Source organism: Hymenobacter sedentarius, from assembly GCF_001507645.1.
In the GTDB taxonomy this organism is placed as follows: domain Bacteria; phylum Bacteroidota; class Bacteroidia; order Cytophagales; family Hymenobacteraceae; genus Hymenobacter; species Hymenobacter sedentarius.
This window is the reverse complement of the sequence record NZ_CP013909.1, coordinates 4,689,103-4,708,079: the sequence shown is the minus strand read 5'-3', so window position 1 is coordinate 4,708,079 and position 18,977 is coordinate 4,689,103. Positions and strand designations below refer to the sequence as shown.

16 protein-coding genes are annotated in these 18,977 nt (G+C 61.3%); 7 read left to right on the top strand and 9 right to left on the bottom strand.

Annotated features, from left to right (window positions below; translation table 11 throughout):
- Positions 1-138: 138 nt before the first annotated feature.
- Positions 139-3,231: an efflux RND transporter permease subunit gene (locus AUC43_RS19210; protein WP_071885982.1), complete on the bottom strand. Its 3,093-nt coding sequence runs from the start codon at positions 3,229-3,231 to the stop codon at positions 139-141.
- Positions 3,232-3,459: 228 nt separating this feature from the next.
- Entirely contained in the window at positions 3,460-4,680 is a 1,221-nt protein-coding gene (locus tag AUC43_RS19205) for an efflux RND transporter periplasmic adaptor subunit (RefSeq protein WP_082685223.1), read from the bottom strand.
- A 184-nt stretch (positions 4,681-4,864) separates the two neighbouring features.
- Between AUC43_RS19205 and AUC43_RS19200 the strand changes: the two genes are divergently transcribed.
- Both AUC43_RS19200 and AUC43_RS19195 read left to right on the top strand, forming a co-directional pair.
- Positions 4,865-5,221, top strand: coding sequence for an MGMT family protein (locus AUC43_RS19200; RefSeq protein ID WP_068197583.1), 357 nt, complete (start codon positions 4,865-4,867; stop codon positions 5,219-5,221).
- 58 nt (positions 5,222-5,279) lie between these two features.
- The gene (locus AUC43_RS19195; protein ID WP_157781185.1) at positions 5,280-5,930 is read left to right on the top strand and encodes a TonB-dependent receptor; all 651 of its coding nucleotides are present in this window, start codon (positions 5,280-5,282) and stop codon (positions 5,928-5,930) included.
- A 142-nt stretch (positions 5,931-6,072) separates the two neighbouring features.
- Here the strand turns inward: AUC43_RS19195 and AUC43_RS19190 are convergent, their stop codons facing one another.
- Positions 6,073-6,489: a response regulator gene (locus AUC43_RS19190; RefSeq protein WP_068197576.1), complete on the bottom strand. Its 417-nt coding sequence runs from the start codon at positions 6,487-6,489 to the stop codon at positions 6,073-6,075.
- Entirely contained in the window at positions 6,486-7,289 is an 804-nt protein-coding gene (locus AUC43_RS19185; protein WP_157781184.1) for a sensor histidine kinase, read from the bottom strand. Before AUC43_RS19185 ends, AUC43_RS19190 begins: the two co-directional genes overlap by 4 nt.
- Positions 7,290-7,568: 279 nt before the next feature.
- Between AUC43_RS19185 and AUC43_RS21150 the strand changes: the two genes are divergently transcribed.
- A complete protein-coding gene (locus AUC43_RS21150; protein WP_157781183.1) occupies positions 7,569-7,889 on the top strand; it encodes a hypothetical protein in 321 nt (106 codons plus the stop codon).
- A gap of 6 nt (positions 7,890-7,895) precedes the next feature.
- Here AUC43_RS21150 and xseB read toward each other — a convergent pair whose 3' ends face one another.
- Positions 7,896-8,201, bottom strand: coding sequence for an exodeoxyribonuclease VII small subunit (gene xseB, locus AUC43_RS19180; protein ID WP_082685222.1), 306 nt, complete (start codon positions 8,199-8,201; stop codon positions 7,896-7,898).
- A 35-nt stretch (positions 8,202-8,236) separates the two neighbouring features.
- The gene (xseA, locus tag AUC43_RS19175; protein WP_068197571.1) at positions 8,237-9,619 is read right to left on the bottom strand and encodes an exodeoxyribonuclease VII large subunit; all 1,383 of its coding nucleotides are present in this window, start codon (positions 9,617-9,619) and stop codon (positions 8,237-8,239) included.
- 458 nt (positions 9,620-10,077) lie between these two features.
- Between xseA and AUC43_RS19170 the strand changes: the two genes are divergently transcribed.
- From AUC43_RS19170 to AUC43_RS19155, 4 genes are all read left to right on the top strand, one after another.
- Positions 10,078-12,087 carry a M13 family metallopeptidase gene (locus AUC43_RS19170; RefSeq protein ID WP_233254059.1) on the top strand — a complete coding sequence of 670 codons (2,010 nt, stop codon included), beginning with the start codon at positions 10,078-10,080 and terminating at the stop codon, positions 12,085-12,087.
- Between the two features lie 154 nt (positions 12,088-12,241).
- A complete protein-coding gene (locus tag AUC43_RS19165) occupies positions 12,242-14,338 on the top strand; it encodes a M13 family metallopeptidase (protein ID WP_068197565.1) in 2,097 nt (698 codons plus the stop codon).
- A gap of 177 nt (positions 14,339-14,515) precedes the next feature.
- Entirely contained in the window at positions 14,516-14,911 is a 396-nt protein-coding gene (locus AUC43_RS19160) for a BLUF domain-containing protein (RefSeq protein WP_071886144.1), read from the top strand.
- A 154-nt stretch (positions 14,912-15,065) separates the two neighbouring features.
- On the top strand, positions 15,066-15,722 hold the full coding sequence (locus AUC43_RS19155; RefSeq protein WP_082685221.1) for an outer membrane beta-barrel protein: 657 nt from the start codon (positions 15,066-15,068) through the stop codon (positions 15,720-15,722).
- 75 nt (positions 15,723-15,797) lie between these two features.
- Here the strand turns inward: AUC43_RS19155 and AUC43_RS19150 are convergent, their stop codons facing one another.
- The 3 genes from AUC43_RS19150 to AUC43_RS19140 form a co-directional block, all read right to left on the bottom strand.
- The gene (locus AUC43_RS19150; RefSeq protein ID WP_068197556.1) at positions 15,798-16,538 is read right to left on the bottom strand and encodes a peptidylprolyl isomerase; all 741 of its coding nucleotides are present in this window, start codon (positions 16,536-16,538) and stop codon (positions 15,798-15,800) included.
- Between the two features lie 129 nt (positions 16,539-16,667).
- Positions 16,668-17,591, bottom strand: coding sequence for a manganese catalase family protein (locus tag AUC43_RS19145; protein WP_068197552.1), 924 nt, complete (start codon positions 17,589-17,591; stop codon positions 16,668-16,670).
- Positions 17,592-17,748: 157 nt separating this feature from the next.
- Positions 17,749-18,945 (bottom strand): zinc dependent phospholipase C family protein, encoded by a 1,197-nt coding sequence (locus AUC43_RS19140; RefSeq protein ID WP_068197549.1) that lies wholly within the window; start codon positions 18,943-18,945, stop codon positions 17,749-17,751.
- Between the last annotated feature and the right edge of the window lie 32 nt (positions 18,946-18,977).

Below are 18,977 nucleotides of genomic sequence, written 5' to 3'. Positions count from 1 at the left end.
GCAAGGCTGAACTGGGGTGGTTGGCTTCGTTGAACGACTCGCGTGCGAATCGTTCGGGTGCCGTGCAACGGCTCAACCACCCCAGTTGCCGCAGATGCGGCAACGTACCCTCCTTGGTAAGGAGGGGAGTCTTTTTATCTAAGCAGGCACCGCTGCAGGCTGGCTTTGGGCCACTTTCGGCTTGTGCTTCTTCGCCGTAGCAAAGTAGGAGTACATCACCGGCACCACATACAGCGTGAGGCCCGTGGCGAAGAACAGGCCGCCCACCACACCAATGCCCATTGCGCGGCGGCTGAGCGCCCCGGCCCCCGTGGCAATGGCAATGGGCAGAATGCCCAGAATGGCGCACAGCGAAGTCATCAGAATGGGGCGGAAGCGGGCCGTGGCGCCTTCAATCAGACCCGTCATGTAGTCCACGTTCTCTTTCTCCACGCGCTGGTTGGCAAACTCCACGATGAGGATACCATTCTTGGTCACAAGGCCCACCAGCATGATGATGCCGATTTGCGAGAACAGGTTCAGCGTCTGGTTGAAGTACCACAAGCTGAGCAAGGCGCCCGAAAGGGCCAGCGGCACCGTCACCATGATGATAACCGGGTCGCGGAAGCTCTCGAACTGCGCGGCCAGCACCAGGTAAATCAGCACCAGGGCCAGGCCGAAGGCGAAGAGGAGCGAAGAAGAGCTTTCCTCAAAGTCGCGCGAGGCGCCGGATAGCTCGGTGGTGAAGGTGTCGTCGAGGTTCTTCTCGGCAATGGCGCGCATGGCCGCAATGCCGTCGCCGAGGGTTTTGCCTGGGGCGAGCGAAGCCGAGAACGTAGCCGAGTTGTAGCGGTTGAAGCGGTAAAGCTGGGGCGGGGTGCTGCTTTCCTCCAGCCGGATTACGTTGTCGAGTTGCACCAGCTCGCCCTTGACGTTCTTCACCGACAGCAGGCGCACGTCGAGGGGCTGGTTGCGGTCTTCGCGGGCCACCTGGCCGATAATCTGGTACTGCTTGCCGTTGCGGATGAAGTAGCCGTAGCGTTGCCCACTCAGGCCCGCCTGCAGCGTCTGCGAGATGCTTTGCACCGACACGCCCAGGCTCTGGGCCTTTTCGCGGTCAATGTTGACGCGCAGCTCGGGCTTGTTGAACTTCAGGTTCACGTCCACAAACTGGAAGGTGGGGTCCTGCCGAGCCAGGTCCAGAAACTTGGGCACCGCGGTGCGCAGCTTCTCAAAGTCCTGGGTTTGCACCACGAACTGCACCGGCAGGCCCCCACCGCCGCCCGAGCCAATGCTCTGGTCCTGCGACACCGACGTGCGGGCGGCCGACAGGCGCTTCACGCCGTTGGTCAGCTTTTTGGCAATGTCGTCCTGCGTTTTTTCGCGCTGGTCGGCTTCCACCAGCAGCACCCGGGCAATGCCGGAGTTGGAGCCGCCGGCAAAGCCCGGCGAGGTCACGGCAAACACGCTGCTCAGGTTTTTCTCACCCACCGAGTCCATCACCAGCTTAGTGACCTGGTCCATGTACTTGTCCATGAACTCAAACGAAGCACCTTCCGGCCCGGTGGCATTCACGATGATGCGGCTGCGGTCCTCAATCGGGGCCAGCTCCGAGGGCAGGGTTTTCATAAAAAACCAAATGCCCCCGCCCGTCACGGCAATCATGGCCCAGGCCATCCAGCGGTTGCGCAGAAAGGTTTGCAGGCTGCCCTGGTAGGCGCCAATCATCTTCTCGAAAAAGGGCTCGGTTTTGCGGTAAAACCAGTTGTGCTTTTCCTCGCGCTTCAGCAGGCGAGAGCACATCATGGGCGTGAGCGTGAGCGACACGAAGGCCGATATCAGCACCGAGCCCGCCACCACAATGCCAAACTCGCGGAACAGGCGGCCCGTGATGCCCGTGAGGAACACCACCGGCAAAAACACCGCCGCCAGCACCACCGTGGTACTCACCACCGCCATCAGAATTTCCTCCGAACCTTTGATGGCCGCCGTTTTCGGATCTTCGCCGTCTTCTATCCGGGAGTAAATGTTCTCCAGCACTACAATGGCATCGTCGACCACCAGGCCAATGGCCAGCACGATGGCCAGCAGCGTCAGCACGTTGATGGAGAAATTGAGCAGGTACATCACGAAGAAAATGCCCACCAATGACACCGGTATGGCCACCACCGGAATGATGGTGGAGCGCCAGTCGCGCAAAAACAGGAAGATGATGATTACCACCAGCACGAAGGCCTCGATGATGGTGTGCTCCACCTCGCTGATGGACTTGCGAATGAAGATGGAGTTGTCGAAACCCGGCTTCAGCACCAGGTCCTTGGGCAAGTCCTTCTCGTAAATCTTGATGCGCTTGTTGAACTCCGTGGCAATGTCAATCTGGTTGGAGCCCGGCTGCGGAATCACGGCCAGGCCCACCATGGGCACGCCGTTTACCTTGAAGATGGTCTGGTCATTTTCCGGATACAGCTCGGCATAGCCAATGTCAGACAACCGAATCAGCGAGACGGCATCCTTGCGGATAATCAGGTTGTTGAAGTCTTCCACCGACGAAAGCCGGCCCATGGTGCGCAGCGTGAGCTGGGTGCTCTGGCCCTGGACCGAGCCGCTGGGCAGCTCCACGTTTTCGCGGGTGAGGGCCTGCTGCACTTCCACCGGCGACACGCGCAGGGCGGAAAGCTTCACCGGGTCAAGCCACAGGCGCATGGAATACTTCCGCTCGCCGTACACGCGCACTTCCGACACGCCGGGGATGGTCTGAATCCGCTCTTTCAGGGTATTGTTGGCGTAGTCCGTCAGCTCCAGCAGCGTGCGTTTGTTGCTGCTCAGGTAGGTCATCACAATGGGTTGGGAGTCGGCGTTGGCCTTGCTCACCACCGGCGGGTCAATGTCGCGCGGCAAGCGGCCCTGGGCACTCGAGACTTTGTCGCGCACGTCGTTGGCAGCGCTTTCCAGGTCGGCGTCGAGGTCAAACTCTACCGTAATCTGGGTGCGGCCGTCGCGGCTGTTCGACGTCAGGTTCTTGATGCCGGCAATGCCGTTGATGCCTTCTTCCAGGGGCTCGGTCACCTGCCCCTGCATCACGTCGGCCGAGGCGCCGGTGTAGCTGGCCGACACCGTAATAATAGGCGGGTCCACACTCGGGTACTCGCGAATGCTCAGGTACCGAAAGCCGATAACGCCAAAAATGATGATGACCAAGCTCATCACAATGGCGAGGACCGGCCGGTTGATGCTGGTGCTGGATAAACTCATGTTATAAACTCAGAGTATGCTAATTCAGAACAAAAAACTCCCCTCCTTATCAAGTAGGGGATGTTTGAGCTTCAGCTCAAACGGGGGTGGTTGCGTTGTTGAACGATATCAGCACGATACCCGAACGGCTCCAGACCAACTCGTTCGGGCATCCTTCAACGCCTTTAACCACCCCGGCTAAACTGCCAAGTTGAGCGTCCCCTCCTTACCAAGGAGGGGAGCGGGTTTTTATTTTGTAGCCTTCACCCGGTCGCCGGGCTTCACCTGCAGAATACCGGTGCGAATCACGGAATCGCCCACGGCCAGGCCATCGGTGATTTGAATCACCTTGTCGGAGCGAATACCGATTTTAACGTTCTTGGGCACCATTTTGCCCCCTTTCACGGTGTACACGCTGTAGCCGCTGGCTTCCGGTACCACCGATTCGGTGGGGATTTGCAGCGCCGTGTTCGTTTCGCCGAGCTTAAGGTTCACCCGCACAAAGGCGCCGGGGCGTAGCTCGTTGTTGGTATTGGCGTAGCGGGCGCGCACGGGCTGGGTGCGGCTCACAGGGTCAATCTGTGGGTCGATGGCGTAGACCTTGGCGTCATAATTCTTATTAGTCGTTTCGTCTACTACGGTCACCACGTCGCCCACGCGCACATTGGCAGCAAAGCGGCCGGGCACGGCAAAGTCAATCTTCACCGGCCGCACGCGCGACAGGGTGGTGATTTCGGTGCCGGGGCTCACGTAGGTGCCCACGGTGGCCGTGGTCAGGCCCAGAATGCCGGAGAAGGGCGCCCGCACGTAGGCCTTGGCCAGGGTGGCGCGCAGGGCCTGCAGGTCGGCCTGGGCCGTGAGCAGCTGGTTGTTTGACTGCTCGTACTCCTGGGCACTGATGTACTCCTTGTCCAGCAGCGTGCGCTGGCGGCGCTCCTGGTCGCGGAAGAGCTTGATGTTGTACTCCTGCTTGCGAATAGCGGCCTGCGCTTCGTCGGCGTTGATGCTGAACAGCAGCTGGCCCTTGCTCACGGCCTGGCCTTCCTTGATGTTGAGGCTGGTGATTTTGCCCGACAGCTCGCTTTTGATAATGACCGACTCATCGGCCAAAACCGAGCCCGTGGCGGCTACTTCGTCGGCCAGGCTGGTGGCTTGCACCACGTATACCTGCACGGCCAGGCGCTGCCCGCCTTTGCCGCCGGCCCCGCCTGGGCCGCCTTTGCCTCCGACCCCGGGGCCCCCGGCCGCGCCACCTTTCTTATCGCCGGCCGCGTTGTTGGGGAAGTACTTCATCTTAATAAAAACCAACGCGCCAATTACTAGGGCCGCAATCAGCCAGCCTAACCAGCCCCGGCCCTTAGAGGGAGGGGTTTCGGGCGTGGGGTCGGAGGGAGGTGCGGCAGTGGGCCCAGGTGTAGTGGTGATATCCCAGGTAGGAGCAGGTGCAACGGTGGTGTTTTCGAGGGGCATAGGTTGCAAGAACGCGCGAGCAGAAGTGGATGTTCATGGCTTTTTGCCCTGCCTGGACCGTAGGCCAGCCCAAGGGGTGCGAAAGTCGAACTGATAAAGAGCAAATTTCGCTTAAAAGGTTGCGCAGTCACTTTTAAAATAGACGTACAACAGGGCAACCTAGACCGAGAGTACCTTCGCCCCGATGAAGCCAACTGCCTCCAACGGTTCCGAGCCGCGCAATTTTTTTCAGGATGTACACGAAGTAGTGCGCCTTATTCCGCCGGGCCGTGTGAGCACCTACGGCACCATAGCCCACTACCTGGGGGCCCGCCACGGCGCGCGCACCGTGGGCTACGCCATGCTGGCCGCCCACACCGCCGAGCAATACGTGCCAGCCCACCGCGTGGTCAACCGCCTGGGCCACCTCACCGGGCGGCTCCACTACACCAGCCCTACCGCCATGCAGGAAGCCCTGGAAGCTGAAGGCGTGCGCGTGGAAGAAGACCGGGTGCTGGACTTCGCCAAGCTGTTCTGGGACCCGGCCGTGGAGCTGGCATAGTTGAGCTGGCGTAGGCACCGTCTTGTCCCATAGCTCAACTCCTGCCAAAGGACCGGAATTGGACTCATCCTCCTCTGATATAGGTGCCACAGCTCGAGTACAAGACGCCGCTGCTGTCGGCCGTGGTCAGTGGCACGCTCTCGCAGGTACCGGCGTGGAGCTGAGCGTGGCCCAGGGAATCAGCCGCCGGCTCCAGCTCAACGCCGCCATCTCACTCGGCGACTGGCGCTGGAACGGCAAGAGCTTGCTGAACCAGACCTTCGAAGACGGCTCGCCCGCCACCAGCGAAGTCGACGTGCCCGTGTACCTCGACGGCGTGTACGTGGGCGCCGCCGCCCAGAACCAGTTCCAGATGGGGCTGCGCTACGAGCCTTTCCGCGGCGCCTACATCCGGCCTTCTTACCTGATTTTCACGAAGTATTACGCCGCCTTCAAGCCGGAAACCATCCGCGACCAGGCCACCAGCACCGCCGCCTACCGCCTGCCCACCTCCCGCAACCTCGACATTCACATGGGCTACGATATCAAGCCCCTGATTAACGAAAAAGTCCGCTTTGGCGTGAAAGCCTCCGTGCTCAACGTGCTCAACGAGTTTTACTTCACCGACGTGTCGAACCGCGCCGCCTCCAACACCAGCAGCCTCGACCTGCTGCAGGCCTTCTTCAACCGCGACCGCACCTTCACCGTGGGCCTTTCGGCCACGCTGTAAGGTTGACGATTAGCCACTAATTGGGTGCTAATAACAAGCCCCGCTCTCTGCTAGCCAGAGAGCGGGGCTTGTTATTTAAGAGAAGAGTAGTAGGAGGGGAGTAGCGAAGGACAGCTGCGAATTTCCGCCACTCAGTCACTCGCTAGTCTCTTTTACCAGCGGCTGCGGCGGCGAGTACCGCGCTGCGCATTTCTTCTGGCGAGGTGTTTTTTACCAAGTAGCTGTGGGCGCCCTCGGCCAGCACGGTGCTCACCAGGGAGGGGTCGTCGTGCATGGAAATGATGACCACCCGCACCGCCGGAAACTGGGTGCGCAGCAGCCGGGTGGTTTGCAGGCCGTCGAGGATGGGCATTTGCATGTCCATCAGCACCACGTTGGGGCTGCTCCCCTGGTCCAGAAGCTCGAGCAGCTCCTGGCCATTGCCGGCTTCGCACACCACTTCGATGCCCGCGTAGCCGCTCAGCAACGCCCGCAGGCCCTTGCGAAACAGGATATGGTCGTCGACGATGGCCAGCCGCACGGGGACCGCACCGGCCGCGGGAGCGTTGTTGAAGGTCATGAGTTTAACGTAAAAGTGGGGCTGGGTGTGCCAGCGGGCAAGAGCGTAACCGGTAAAACAGCCTCGACGCGGGTACCCACGCCGGGCTCAGAATGATAGTGGAGCTGGCCGCCGAGCACGGCCACGCGGCTGCGCAGGTTGATAAGGCCCATGCCCACGGGCTGGCCGTGGGGGCCGGGCGGGGGCAGTTCCTCGAGGGCGGCCAAATCAAAACCCTGGCCGTCGTCGGAGTACGTGAGGGTGAGCAGGCCGGGCACGGCGGCCACGCGCAGCAAAATGTGCAAGGCATCGGCGTGCACCAGCCCGTTGGTGAGCAGCTCCTGGGCTATGCGGTACACCATCAGCTCGTGGGGCGGGATGAGCCGGCCTAGGGGGCCTTCCTGCTCCAGGCGCACTTCGGGGCCGCTCTCGGTGGGCACGGCCTGCACCAAAGCCCGGAGCGCCTGGGCCAGGCCCAGCTGCTGAAGCGTGGCCGGCTGCAGGTTGCGCGAGATGCGCCGCACCTCGGCCACGGCCTGGTCTATCAGCGCGCTGGCTTCGGGCGCGGGCGGGCTGCCCGGGGCAAACAGGTGCAGCTTGGCCAGGGCCAGGATGGTCCCCACGCCGTCGTGCAGTTCCCCCGCAATGCGTTGGCGTTCGTCTTCCTGCGCGACCAGCGCCGCGGCCAGCGCCTGTTGCTGGGCGGCTTCCTGCATCTGGGCCAGCTCCTGGTGCTGCCGCATCTGCGCTCGCTGGTAGCGCACCACAAACCACACCAGCCCAAGCACCAGCAAGAGCAATGTAGGAGTGAGAAGCAGCAAGGGTAAAAAGTCCGTCACGTAAAGGCTCCCAACGCGTGGGTAGCACAAAAGAAGATTAAAACAACCTATTAGCGCAGCGGCAAAGGGCCAGGAGAAGGCGTGTAGCGCACGTAGGACGGTTCAGGTTGCGAATTGATTTGGAAATGGAGTCTGTCTTATTCGCTGCATCTTAATACAGATCAGCTATTTAGAGCCGATGCTTGAACAACGCGCTAAATACTTAAAAAGAGGTCAGCGCGCATAGTTTCTGGCTGCGAAGCCGTTGCTTCCAATGGTTTAGTGCGTAAAAAAGCCAAGGTTAGGAAAAAGTTAACCGTCGAGCTGTCTTCATCCATAAACAGGTACCGCCAGACCCGATTGCCTATTGTCGTTGGTGCTAATGTCGTAGCTAAAGGAGCTGATGGTCACGGCCGAGTAGAGGAGCTGGCCCATGCTTACGAACCTCCCCGGGACTTTCTGCGGCGAAACGAATGCTTTTTAACTGTTCATGCTAATGGGTCCACTGCAAAAGCCACTGAAAAAAATGTAAGAAAAAAGAGTTTGTATTGGATGCGCAAGACGAAGGTACTGCCGTTTTTAAAAAATAATATTTCCGCTTAGAAATACTTACCAGCCCCGGCCCGGGCCGCCCGCCAGGTCGTCGTGCTCGTCCTCTTCCTCTGGTTCTTCGTCGTCGGCTTCCTCCTCGTCTTCCTCTTCCTCGTCAAGCAGCTCGTCGGCTTCATCTTCATCGTCGAGGGTATCGAATACGCGGTCGAGCGATGCTTCGGCGTGGCGCAGCTTGTGGCGGCAGAGCCGAATCAGCTCCGCGGAACGTTCGACGCGGGCGGTGAGGTCGTCCACGTCCACGGCATCGGTTTCAAGGGCGCGGAGGATGGTTTCCAGTTCCTCAATGGCTTCGCGGTAGGTCATGTTTCAGTTAATGGTAATCAGTGAGCAGTGAGTGTTTAACGATTGTCAGTTGTTGGTTTGGCGGGCGCCTGGCGCACTATTCGCTGTTCCTTAATACCCGTTAACTGACACAGGCGCAGCTCGGCGCGGTGCAAGTGGCGCTCCAGGGCCAGCTGCAGCCGGAAGCGCCGCCGCAATACGTCTTCGCGCCGCCGCCGGTGGTGGCGGATAAAGCGCCCAAGCAGCGCCCGGCCGCGCTGGCGCAGGCCGCGCTGCTCGCGGGCCAGGGCGCGGCGCGCGGCCCGCGGGAGCTGGTGCCGGAAGCGGACCAGGTGCTGGCCCAGCTGCCGCAGCTGCTCGCGCGGGCCCTGGGCGGCCTGGCGAGCGCGCTGGTGCAGAGCCTCGCGGGCAGCATCTACCTGCCGGTGGGCGGCGTAGCGGCTGCGGCCGCTGAGCTGGTCGAGGCGGGCGTGGCGCTGGCTGAGCTGCCGCCGGGCCAGCGCAACCACCTGCTCGCCGTAGCCCAGCAGGGCCGCTTCGAGGCGGGCCAGGCGCTCGACCAGGAAAGCCGCCACGGCGGTGGGGGTTTTGAGGGAGCGGTGGGCGGTGAGGTCCACCAGGGCTTCGTCGCGCTCGTGCCCTATGCCGGTGAGCACCGGCAGCGGAAACGCGCCCACGGCGGCGGCCAGGCCATATTCATCAAAGGCCAGCAAATCGGTGCGGCTGCCTCCGCCGCGGATAAGCACCACGGCATCGAACTGGCTGCGGCGGGCGCGCACACCGTCCAGCGCCGCCCGAATGCTGGCCGGGGCCTCGTCGCCCTGCATCATGGCAGGAAACAGGGTGACGGCAAAGTCAAAAGGCGCTTCGTCCAGCTGCTGCACAAAATCCTGGAAGCCCGCCGCTGTGGGCGACGAGATAACCGCCAGGCGCTGCGGGGCCAGCGGCAGCGTGAGCAGCTTCTGGCGCTCCAGCAGGCCTTTTTCTTCCAGCAGCCGCAGGGTGCGCAGCCGCAGCAAGGCCAGCTCGCCCACGGTGTAGCTGGGGTCGATGGCCACCACGTCGAGGCTCAGGCCGTATTGCTCGTGAAAGCGCACCTGCACCCGCAGCAGCAGCTTCAGGCCAGGGCGCAGGGGCTGGCCGGTGTGCCGCTCAAAAGCCGGGGCCAGCTGCTGGTAGCGCTGGCTCCAGAGCGTGGCGCGGGCCTGGGCCTTCACGGGCACGCCGCGGCCGTCGGTGGTTTGCTCCGTGAGGGTGAGGTAGCAGTGCGCGCCCGCAAACCGGGGCACGGTGAGCTCGGCTACTTCGGCCACTACCCAGTACGAATCGGCGAGCTGCTGCTGCAGCGCCTGGCGCACCCGCCCGAGCAAGTCGGCCAGGCCCAGCGGAGCCGGCGGCAGAATGGGCGGGAGCTCGGGGCGGCGGTTGTAAAGCGGCATTGGCGCAAGTTACGGGGGATATGCGCACCCAAGCGAACAGTAGCAAGGCCATGGAGTACCCGCACTCCCCTCCTTACCAAGGAGGGGACGCTCAACTGCCAAGTTGAGCTGGGGTGGTTGAGCCGTTGAACGACTGGCGAACGGTTGGGCCTGAACATCTCGCGCTCGAATCGTTCGGGTATCGTGCAACGAGGGCAACCACCCCCGTCCGAACCTGCGGTTCGAACATCCCCTCCTTGGTAAGGAGGGGAGTGGTCGTTGTTATTTCATTTAAGTAGTTGACAATCTGGGTTTAATGTTTGTCTCAGCCGCCCGCTAATATTTAATGTTGAGCTGCAACTATGAGGAAAGTGACGTGTCTGTAACATCACGGCATCATTTCCCAACCCAACACTTCTTACATGGTTTTAACTTCTATTGCACGACGGCTTAGCTTGGCCGTATTAGGCCTGGGTAGCATGGCTACCACGGCAGCGGTGGCCCAAACCACCAAGTCTGCGCCTGCTTCCAAAGGCGTGGGCATCAACATTGCCAACATCGACCCGACGGTGAAGCCCTGCGAGGACTTCTTCCACTTTGCTTCGGGCAACTGGCTCAAGAACAATCCCATCCCGGCTTCCGAAAGCCAGTGGGGCTCATTCCACGAGCTTTTTAATTCCAACCAGGCCACCCTGCGCACCATCCTGGAAGACGCGGCCCGCAACGCCTCCAAAGCCACCAAAGGCACCAACGCGCAAAAAGTAGGCGACTTCTACGCCTCAGCCATGGACTCGGCCGCCATCGAAGCCGCTGGCCTCAAGTTCCTGCAGCCCCACCTCAGCCGCATCGCGGCCATCAAGGACCTGGGCGAAATGCAGCGTTTCCTGGCCGACCCCAAGGCGCACGCGGGCAGCGTGTGGTACGGGTTTGGCGTGGGCCAGGACGAGAAAATCAGCACGCAGTACGCCGTGCAGATGAACCAGGGTGGTCTCACGCTGCCCGACCGCGACTACTACCTGAAGGACGACGGCCGCTCGAAAACCATCCGCACGGCCTACGATACCTACCTCGTCAACACCTTCAAGCTGCTCGGCGACGACGAGGCCACGGCCAAGGCGAACGCCGCTGCGGTGCTGCGCATCGAAACGCGCCTGGCCAAGGCCAGCAAGAGCCGCGTGGACTTGCGCGACCCCATTGCCAACTATAATAAAATGACGGTGGCCCAGGCCAACGCCGCCTTCCCCAACCTGAACCTGCCGCTTACGCTAAAGCAAAACGGCCTGGGGGCGGCCAAGGAAATCATTGTGGGCCAGCCTGAATTCCTGAAGGAAGCCAGTGCCATGCTCAAGGAGGCCCCCATTGCCGACCAGAAGCAGTACCTGCGCTGGCATTTGGTGAGCAGCGTAACTGGCGCCCTGCCCAAAGCCTTCGGCGATGACGCCTTCCGCTTCTCGCAAGTGCAAAGCGGCGCCAAGCAGCAGCAGCCCCGCTGGAAGCGCATGCAGGCCTCGACGGACGGCGCCCTGGGCGAAGCCTTCGGCCAACTGTACGTCGACAAAGCCTTCTCGCCCGCTGCCAAGGCCCGCGCCAAGCAGATGATTGAGAACCTGCGCACGGCCTACGCCGAGCGCATCAAAGCCACGGACTGGATGAGCGCCGCCACCAAAGCCGAGGCATTGAAGAAGCTCAACGCCTTCGCCGTAAAAATCGGCTACCCCGATAAGTGGAAAGACTACTCCAAGCTGACCATCAGCCGCGAATCGTACCTCAACAACCTGCTGGCCGCCCGCGAGTGGGCCAGTGACTACGAAGTAGGGCACTTCGGCAAGCCGATAAACCGCGGCGAGTGGGGCATGACCCCGCCCACGGTGAACGCCTACTACAACCCGCCAATGAACGAGATTGTGTTCCCGGCCGGCATCCTGCAGCCGCCCTTCTACGACCCCAAGGCCGACGACGCGGTGAACTACGGCGGCATCGGCGCCGTGATTGGCCACGAAATGACCCACGGCTTTGATGACCAGGGCCGGCAGTACGACGCCAAAGGCAACCTGCGCGACTGGTGGACCAAGGAAGATGCCGAGAAGTTTACCACCCGCGCCGCGGTGGTGGGCAAGCAGTTCGATGCCTTCTCGCCCCTGGACTCGGTGCACGTAAACGGCCAGCTGACCATGGGCGAGAACCTGGCCGACCTCGGTGGCCTCACCATTGCCTACGCCGCTTTCATGAAGACGCCCCAGGCCAAGGCCGGCAAGGCCATTGACGGCTACACGCCCGAGCAGCGCTTCTTTCTGAACTGGGCCCAGGTGTGGCACAGCAACACCCGCCCCGAAGCCCTGCGCCAACGCATACAAGTTGACCCGCACGCGCCCGACCAGTACCGCACCATCGGCCCGTTGCAGAACATGCCCGAGTTCTACAAAGCGTTCAACTGCCAGGACGGCAACAAGATGATGCGGGCGCAGGCCGACCGTGCCAAAATCTGGTAGGCTCAGACATCAATTAATAACGGGAGAGGGGAAGATTTCAGCTCAATTGCTATTCTTTCATTCTTTCCTTTGCTTTGCTGAAAATTCTTAACAGCATGTTGCGGTTGTATCTTGCAGTTCGTAACGTTTTGCTCCTTTTCTTTTTAATCCCATTATGCAGCAATTTTCTTTTGTGCGGCGCGCGGCCCTTTCGGCGGCAGTGCTGGGCTTGGTAGCCGGCACGGCCCAGGCCCAAACCAAGATTAAAACCAAGTCCAGCGCGGGCAAGGAAAAAGTGTCGGTTGCTACCTCTGGCCAATCGGGTGTCGGTATCACGCTAGCCAACCTGGACCGTACGGTAGCGCCCTGCGACGACTTCTACCGGTTTGCCAACGGCAACTGGATGAAGAACAACCCCATTCCCGCGTCTGAAACCGGCTGGGGTGGGTTCAACCAGCTTCGCAACCGCAACCGCGACGTGGCCCGGGGCATTCTGGAGAAAGTAGCCGCCGACCGCACCGCCAAGCCCGGCTCGAATGCGCAGAAAGTGGGCGACTTCTACGCCGCTGCCATGGACAGCGTGGCCGTGGAGCGCGCGGGCCTGAAGTACCTGCAGCCCCGTCTGGATAAGATTAACGCCATCCAAGACGTGGCTGGCATTCAGCGATACTTGGCCGACCCCAAAAACTACGGCAAAGGCTGGTATGGCCTCAGCGTAGGGCAGGACCCCAAGAACAGCAGCGTGTATGCCGTGCAGATGCGGCAGGGCGGCCTGACGCTGGCCGACCGCGACTATTACCTGAAGGACGACGCCCGTTCGAAAGCCATTCGCGCGGCCTACCGTACCTACCAAATCAACACATTCAAGCTGCTGGGCGATGACCAGGCCACGGCCGAGAAAAACGCAGATGCCGTGACGCGTATGGAGACGCGCATGGCCAAAGCCAGCCGCGACCGGGTGGCGCTCCGCGACCGCGACAAGAACTACAACAAAATGACCGTGGCCCAGGTGGCCACCGAATTCCCCAACCTCGACATTCCGCAGCGCTTAAAAGAAAGCGGCTTGAGCGGAGCCAAGGAAATCATTGTGGGCCAGCCCGACTACCTGAAGGAGGCCAATGCTATGATTAAGGAGGAGCCCGTGGCCGACCAGAAGCAGTACCTGCGCTGGCACCTGGTGGAAGGCGTGACGGCGGCCTTGCCAAAGGCCTTTGTGGACGAGGACTTCCGCTTCACGCAAGTGCTGACCGGTGCCAAGCAGCCACAGGCTCGCTGGAAGCGTGCCTTTGCCGCCACCGACGGCGCCCTGGGCGAAGCTTTTGGCCAGCTGTACGTGGACCAGGACTTTAGCCCCGCTGCCAAAGCCCGTGCCAAGCAAATGGTGGAGAACATGCGTGTGACATATGCCGAGCGCATTATGGCCACGGAGTGGATGAGCGCGGCCACCAAAGCCGAGGCCCTGAAAAAGCTCAATGCTTTTGTGGTGAAAATCGGTTACCCCGACAAGTGGAAGGACTACTCCAAGCTGACCATCAGCCGCGAAAGCGCCCTGAATAACTTGTTTGCAGTGGCAGAGTTTAACACCAACGACAACCTGAGCAAATACGGCCAGCCCGTCGACCGCAGCGTGTGGGGCATGACCCCGCCCACGGTGAACGCCTACTACAATGCTAGCTTGAACGAGATTGTGTTCCCGGCCGGCATTTTGCAGCCCCCGTTCTACGATCCCAAGGCGGACGACGCGGTGAACTACGGCGGCATCGGCGCCGTGATTGGCCACGAAATGACCCACGGCTTCGACGACCAGGGCCGCAAGGTGGACTCGCAGGGCAACCTGCGCGACTGGTGGACCAAGGAAGACGGCGAGAAGTTCATGGCCAAAGCCGATGTGGTGGGCAAGCAGTACGACGCCTTCACACCCCTGGACTCGGTGCACGTCAACGGCAAGCTCACGATGGGCGAGAACCTGGCCGACCTCGGCGGTTTGACCATTGCCTACGCGGCTTTCATGAAAACTCCCCAGGCCAAATCCGGTAAAACCATCGATGGTTTCACGCCCGAGCAGCGCTTCTTCCTGAGCTGGGCGCAAATCTGGCGCATCAACCAGCGCCCCGAAACCACCCGCCAGCTGGTGCAAACCGACCCGCACTCGCCCGGTCAGTTCCGCACCATTGGGCCGCTGCAGAACTTCCCGGAGTTCCACAAAGCTTTCGGTTGCAAAGAGGGCGACAAGATGGTGCGCCCCACCACCGACCGCGCCAAAATCTGGTAAGCTATTTGTGTGGTGCCAATTGAATCAAGAGTGAGAAATTGTTCTCCCTCCTGATAGAAGAAGGCCCGCTTCCGTTGGAAGCGGGCCTTTTTATTGGCCTACGACGCCAAATGCCGTTGTGGTTGTGCTTTTCGGCCGTAATATTTAGCTTTGACGGGAATACGTCTCTTGCCCGGCATGCATTACATCGTCTATACCAGCACGACCAGCCTTCCGCTTACCGAAGCAGAATTGAGCCGGCTGCTGGTTCATTGGCGCGCAAATAATGCCCGCCTGGGCGCGACCGGGGTGCTGCTCTACAGCGAGGGCCACATTATGCAAGTGCTGGAAGGAGCTGCCGAAACGGTGCACGCCCTGTTTGGCACCATCGAAACCGATATTCGGCACCGGGGCGTGACCAAACTAGCCGACGGACCCGTGCCGGAACGCGCCTTTGCCGACTGGTCGATGCGGTTTCGGGCCATGGACCTGGCCGATTACAACCGCTTTGTGCATCGCATGAAAGCAGCTCCTAACCACGCTAGCAGCTTAGCTCCGCTGCTGGAAGTATTTATGGGTCCTCAAGCCTGGTAGCTTACCCAACGGGTTGCTTTGGTGGGGTATGGCGTTGGGCTGAATAGAACTATAAGGAAAGTTCTGGTTTGTTTCTCTGCTGATGCAACGATTTGCTTCGCCAGAGATTCTTATATTAGCAGTTGCCTATTCTTCCTCCTTTACCCGCTAGCCAATGCCAGCCTCCCGATTTGCCCTCTGCGGGCTCTTGCTAAGCGTGTCCCTCGGGGGCCGTGCCCAAAGTGCGGACCCCGACCCCAAGCCGGCTTATCGGCTGTATGGGGATTTAGCCGCCTACAGCAGTTATTTTCTGCCACTGGGCAACCACTCGGGCACCGGGTTTGGCTTGCCCTTGCAAGCCACGTTGGGCTACCAATTGCGTCCCCGGCTGGCGGTGCAGGTAGGAGTGGCGTACCGCGCGGCCTCGGGCAACAGCGAGGGAACCATTCTAGACAACGGCAGCTCCCGGGCCTATGCCAACGATTACCGCAACACGAATTTGTCGGTGTCGGCCCTGGGCCGCTACACCCTCACGCGCAACCCGGCCCACCGGTTTCAGTTCGACGTGTTGGGCGGCATGACGCTGGAGCGCCACACGTTCCGGGGCACCGGGTTTTACCCCGATTACGACCAGCCCACCGGCTCCGTGGAATTCAACCGAAGCTCGAGCAACAACCGCTACCTGCTCACCGCCGGCGCCAGCGTGCGCTACCAGCTCAGCCCGCGCTTCGAGCTGCTGTACACCGGCACCGTGAACACCGACATCCGGAGCTTTCAGCAATTGACCACCTCCTCGGCCCTGGGCCTGCGTTACCGCTTCGGCCGCCGCTGAGCAAGCCGTGCGCGAATCACTAAAAAGGCCTGCTCCGCTACGGAACAGGCCTTTTTTTAACGGATAAGCAAAGGGTTACTTCACTACTTCTACTTTAATGGGAATGTCGGTAACGGGCCACTTATCCGATTCCACGGGTTCGTTGGCGATTTTATCTACCACGTCCTGGCCTTCGATTACTTCGCCAAATACCGTGTACTGGCCGTCGAGCGAGGGTACGCCGCCCACGGTGGCGTAGGCTTTTACCTGGGCCGGTGTGAGCGTGCGGCCGGCCATGGCCTGCGATTGGTTGGGTGCGAGCTTTTCGCCCACCACAAAGTAGAAATCGGTGTTTGACGACAGGCGGCCGGGGTTCTTTTCATCGTCGTAGCGGGCCATGCCTAGGGCGCCTTTCTTATGAAAGTGCTCGGGTCGAATTTCGGGGGGCAGGCGGTAGCGCTTCAGCCGGATGGTGCGGGCGCCGTAGGTCTGGCCGCCCTGCACGGCAAAGTCCTTCACCACGCGGTTGAACATGGTTTCGTCGAATACGCCCTTGCGGGCCAGCAGCAGGAAGTTGGCCTTGTGAATGGGCGTGTCGTCGTACAGCTTCACCCGGATGTTGCCCAGGCGCGTGCGTATCAGCACTTCGGAGCCGGGGTACTGGCGGCCGTAGGCCAGCAGGGCGGCCGGCGCGGTGCTGTCGGTGAGCGTGGCCAGGTCGGGGCCGGGCACCACGGGCGCCTTTTTGGTGGGCTCGGTGGCGGGCGGCGCTTGGTTGCAGGCCGCCAGCAGCGCCAGCCACACCAGGGCAAAGCGGCAGGGAAGGTAAAGAGACATATCAGCAGGAGTGAGGAAGGGCCGAAGACCGGGACAAAATAAGCGCGGGCCGGCGCCGCTTGGTGCTCTTATACGGCCACAAAAAAGCCCGCGCCGGAGCGCGGGCTTTTAAGCCAAGCAGTGCGGGGGCTAGTGGTAGTTGCGCAGCTCTTTCTCCAGGCCCAGCTTCTTGGCCATGTCGCCAAACATTTCGGGGTCAAACCCGTCGTCTTCGCCGGGTGCGTTGAGCTGGGGTTCTTCTTCCAGCACGGGGTAGGGCACGCCCTTTTTGGCGCCGGGTATCACCACCAGCTCGGAGCCGTCTTCCGGGTGCGTGCCGTTCCAGATAAGGCCGGCTTCCATGTAGGCGTTGGGGGAGAAGGTGTAGAGCTCCCGGTGCAGGCCGTGCTTCATGAAGGCGCGCGCCTCGGGGAATTTCGCATTGGAAAGGGTGGGGATGGGCATGAGCTTTTTCACATCCACGCCGGTGAGTTTTTCCAGCGCCATGGCGTAGGCGTACACGTGCAGGCCGCCGCGCACCAGCAGGTAGCCCACCATGGTGCGGGCGCAGGGGTCGGTCACCATTTCATACACTCGCATCTTGTTGGCGCGGGCGCCGCACTCCAGGAAGAAGTTGTGCAGCAGGTCGAGCCGCAGGTTGCCGGAGCTGAACACGTTGTCGCCGGTCCAGGGGCGGCCCATGGAGTCGATGGGCAGCGACGACTGGCCGCTGGCGATGAAGTGGTAGGTGTTGCGGGCATCGGCCGCGCCGGCCAGCGGCGCGGCGGCGGGGTCGGGGTTGCGCCGGCTCACGCCGGTCAGCAGCAGGTTGATGGCGTAGCTCACCGCCTCGATGTGGGAGTATTCTTCGGCCGCGATGGCCGCCGTGAGGGAGTAGAACGGCCGGAGCCGGTCGCGCCCCCGGAAGTTGAACGATTGGAACGTGTAGTTCATCAGGGTGCTCATCTCCCCGTACTTGCCGCCCAGCAGCTCTTGCACGGCGGCGGCATCGTTGGCGGAGGGGTTTTTGGGCGCGGGCAGGTCGAGGGCTAGTTCATCAAGGCGCAGTATCATAAGCGGACGGGGATAAGGTGAAAAAATAGAAAAGCCGGCCCCGCTACTCGCGAAGCCGGCTTCTGCATACGACACCTTTTGGCCTGCGGCCATGCCCAATTTTATAGGCTAATCCGTGGTTTAAAGCGGTTCTTAGCCCAATAATCACGGGCAGTGGCTACTTCAACTCGTCGCCCTTCTGCTTAATTTTTTCGGTGCCGGTCGCGGTTTTGCTCTTCACCTTGAGCTTATCAATTTTCGGGGTGGGCGAGTCTACTGCCGGGGCCGGAACCGGCTCGACTGGCACCGTTTCGCGCACGGCGGTCGGGGCCTGGCCCATGTCCTTGGCCGGCTTGATTTCGTCGACTACTTCCACTTTCTTGGCCTTCTGCTGGGCCAACAGCAACTGGTCCTGGGCGAGGGTGTTCTTCTTCCAGGCGGTGAGCTCGGTGGCGAGCTTTTCCTTTTCTTCCTTGGTGAGCTTGGGCGGGTGCATCAGCTCGTTGAGGTTGGGCTTGCCACCGTCTTCCCACGCGGTGAGCCAGAGCGACGACACCATGGTGGGGGCGCCTTTGAGGCGAAAATCCACCATGCCGCCCACTTCCTTCTCGTAAGCATCGGCAAAGGCATCGGAGTAGCGCCGCGTGGTTTTGCCGTAGCGGTGCGAGAACGTGAAGCGAACGTCGGGCTTCATGGTTTTCTCAATCTTGGTGGCCCGGTCGAAGGTTTCGCCCAGGAAGCCGTAGCTCTGCTGCAGCACGCCCCAGATGGCATCGAGCGGGTTCTTGACGTACTTGGCGGGCTCGCCGTCCAGCTTGTAGTCGGCGATGAACCGCTCGGGCAGCTGGCTTTCCCAGAGGCTGTGCAGGCCCTTTTGGTCGGTGAGCTGGCCGTCGTAGTTGATGGTGGTGTGCAGCGGCACAAAGGCATCGCCCACGTAGTGGCTCAACTCGGCCGAATATTTGATGATGGCCAGCGTGTCACGCTGCCGGAAGGCTTCGGTGAGGTTGTCCTTGGTTTCCAGCACCACCCACGGCACGGTGCCGTACTTCTTGAGCGTATCGGCCGAGAATTTCTCCACTGCTTTGTCGTACTGCTTGGGCACTTTGCCGAAGGGGTTTTCCTCGGAGTAGTGGTCCATGTCGATGAAGTGCTTGGGCGCTTCGGTGGGGTCGTCGTTGCGGCGCTCATCGGGCGCGGTGCTTTGGCGCACCAGCTCGGCCATGTGCCGGTAGTAGAAGGCCTGCATGGCCGCGGGCAGCTCGTACACCGCCACCTGCGTAATGGTGCGGTGGCCGAAGAACCCCCAGGCGCCGGCGGTGCCATGGGCAAGCATGAGGGCCGCCAGCAGCAGCGGCAAAAGGGTTTTTTTCATTGAAAATAAAAGATTACCGGGCCAGGGGGACT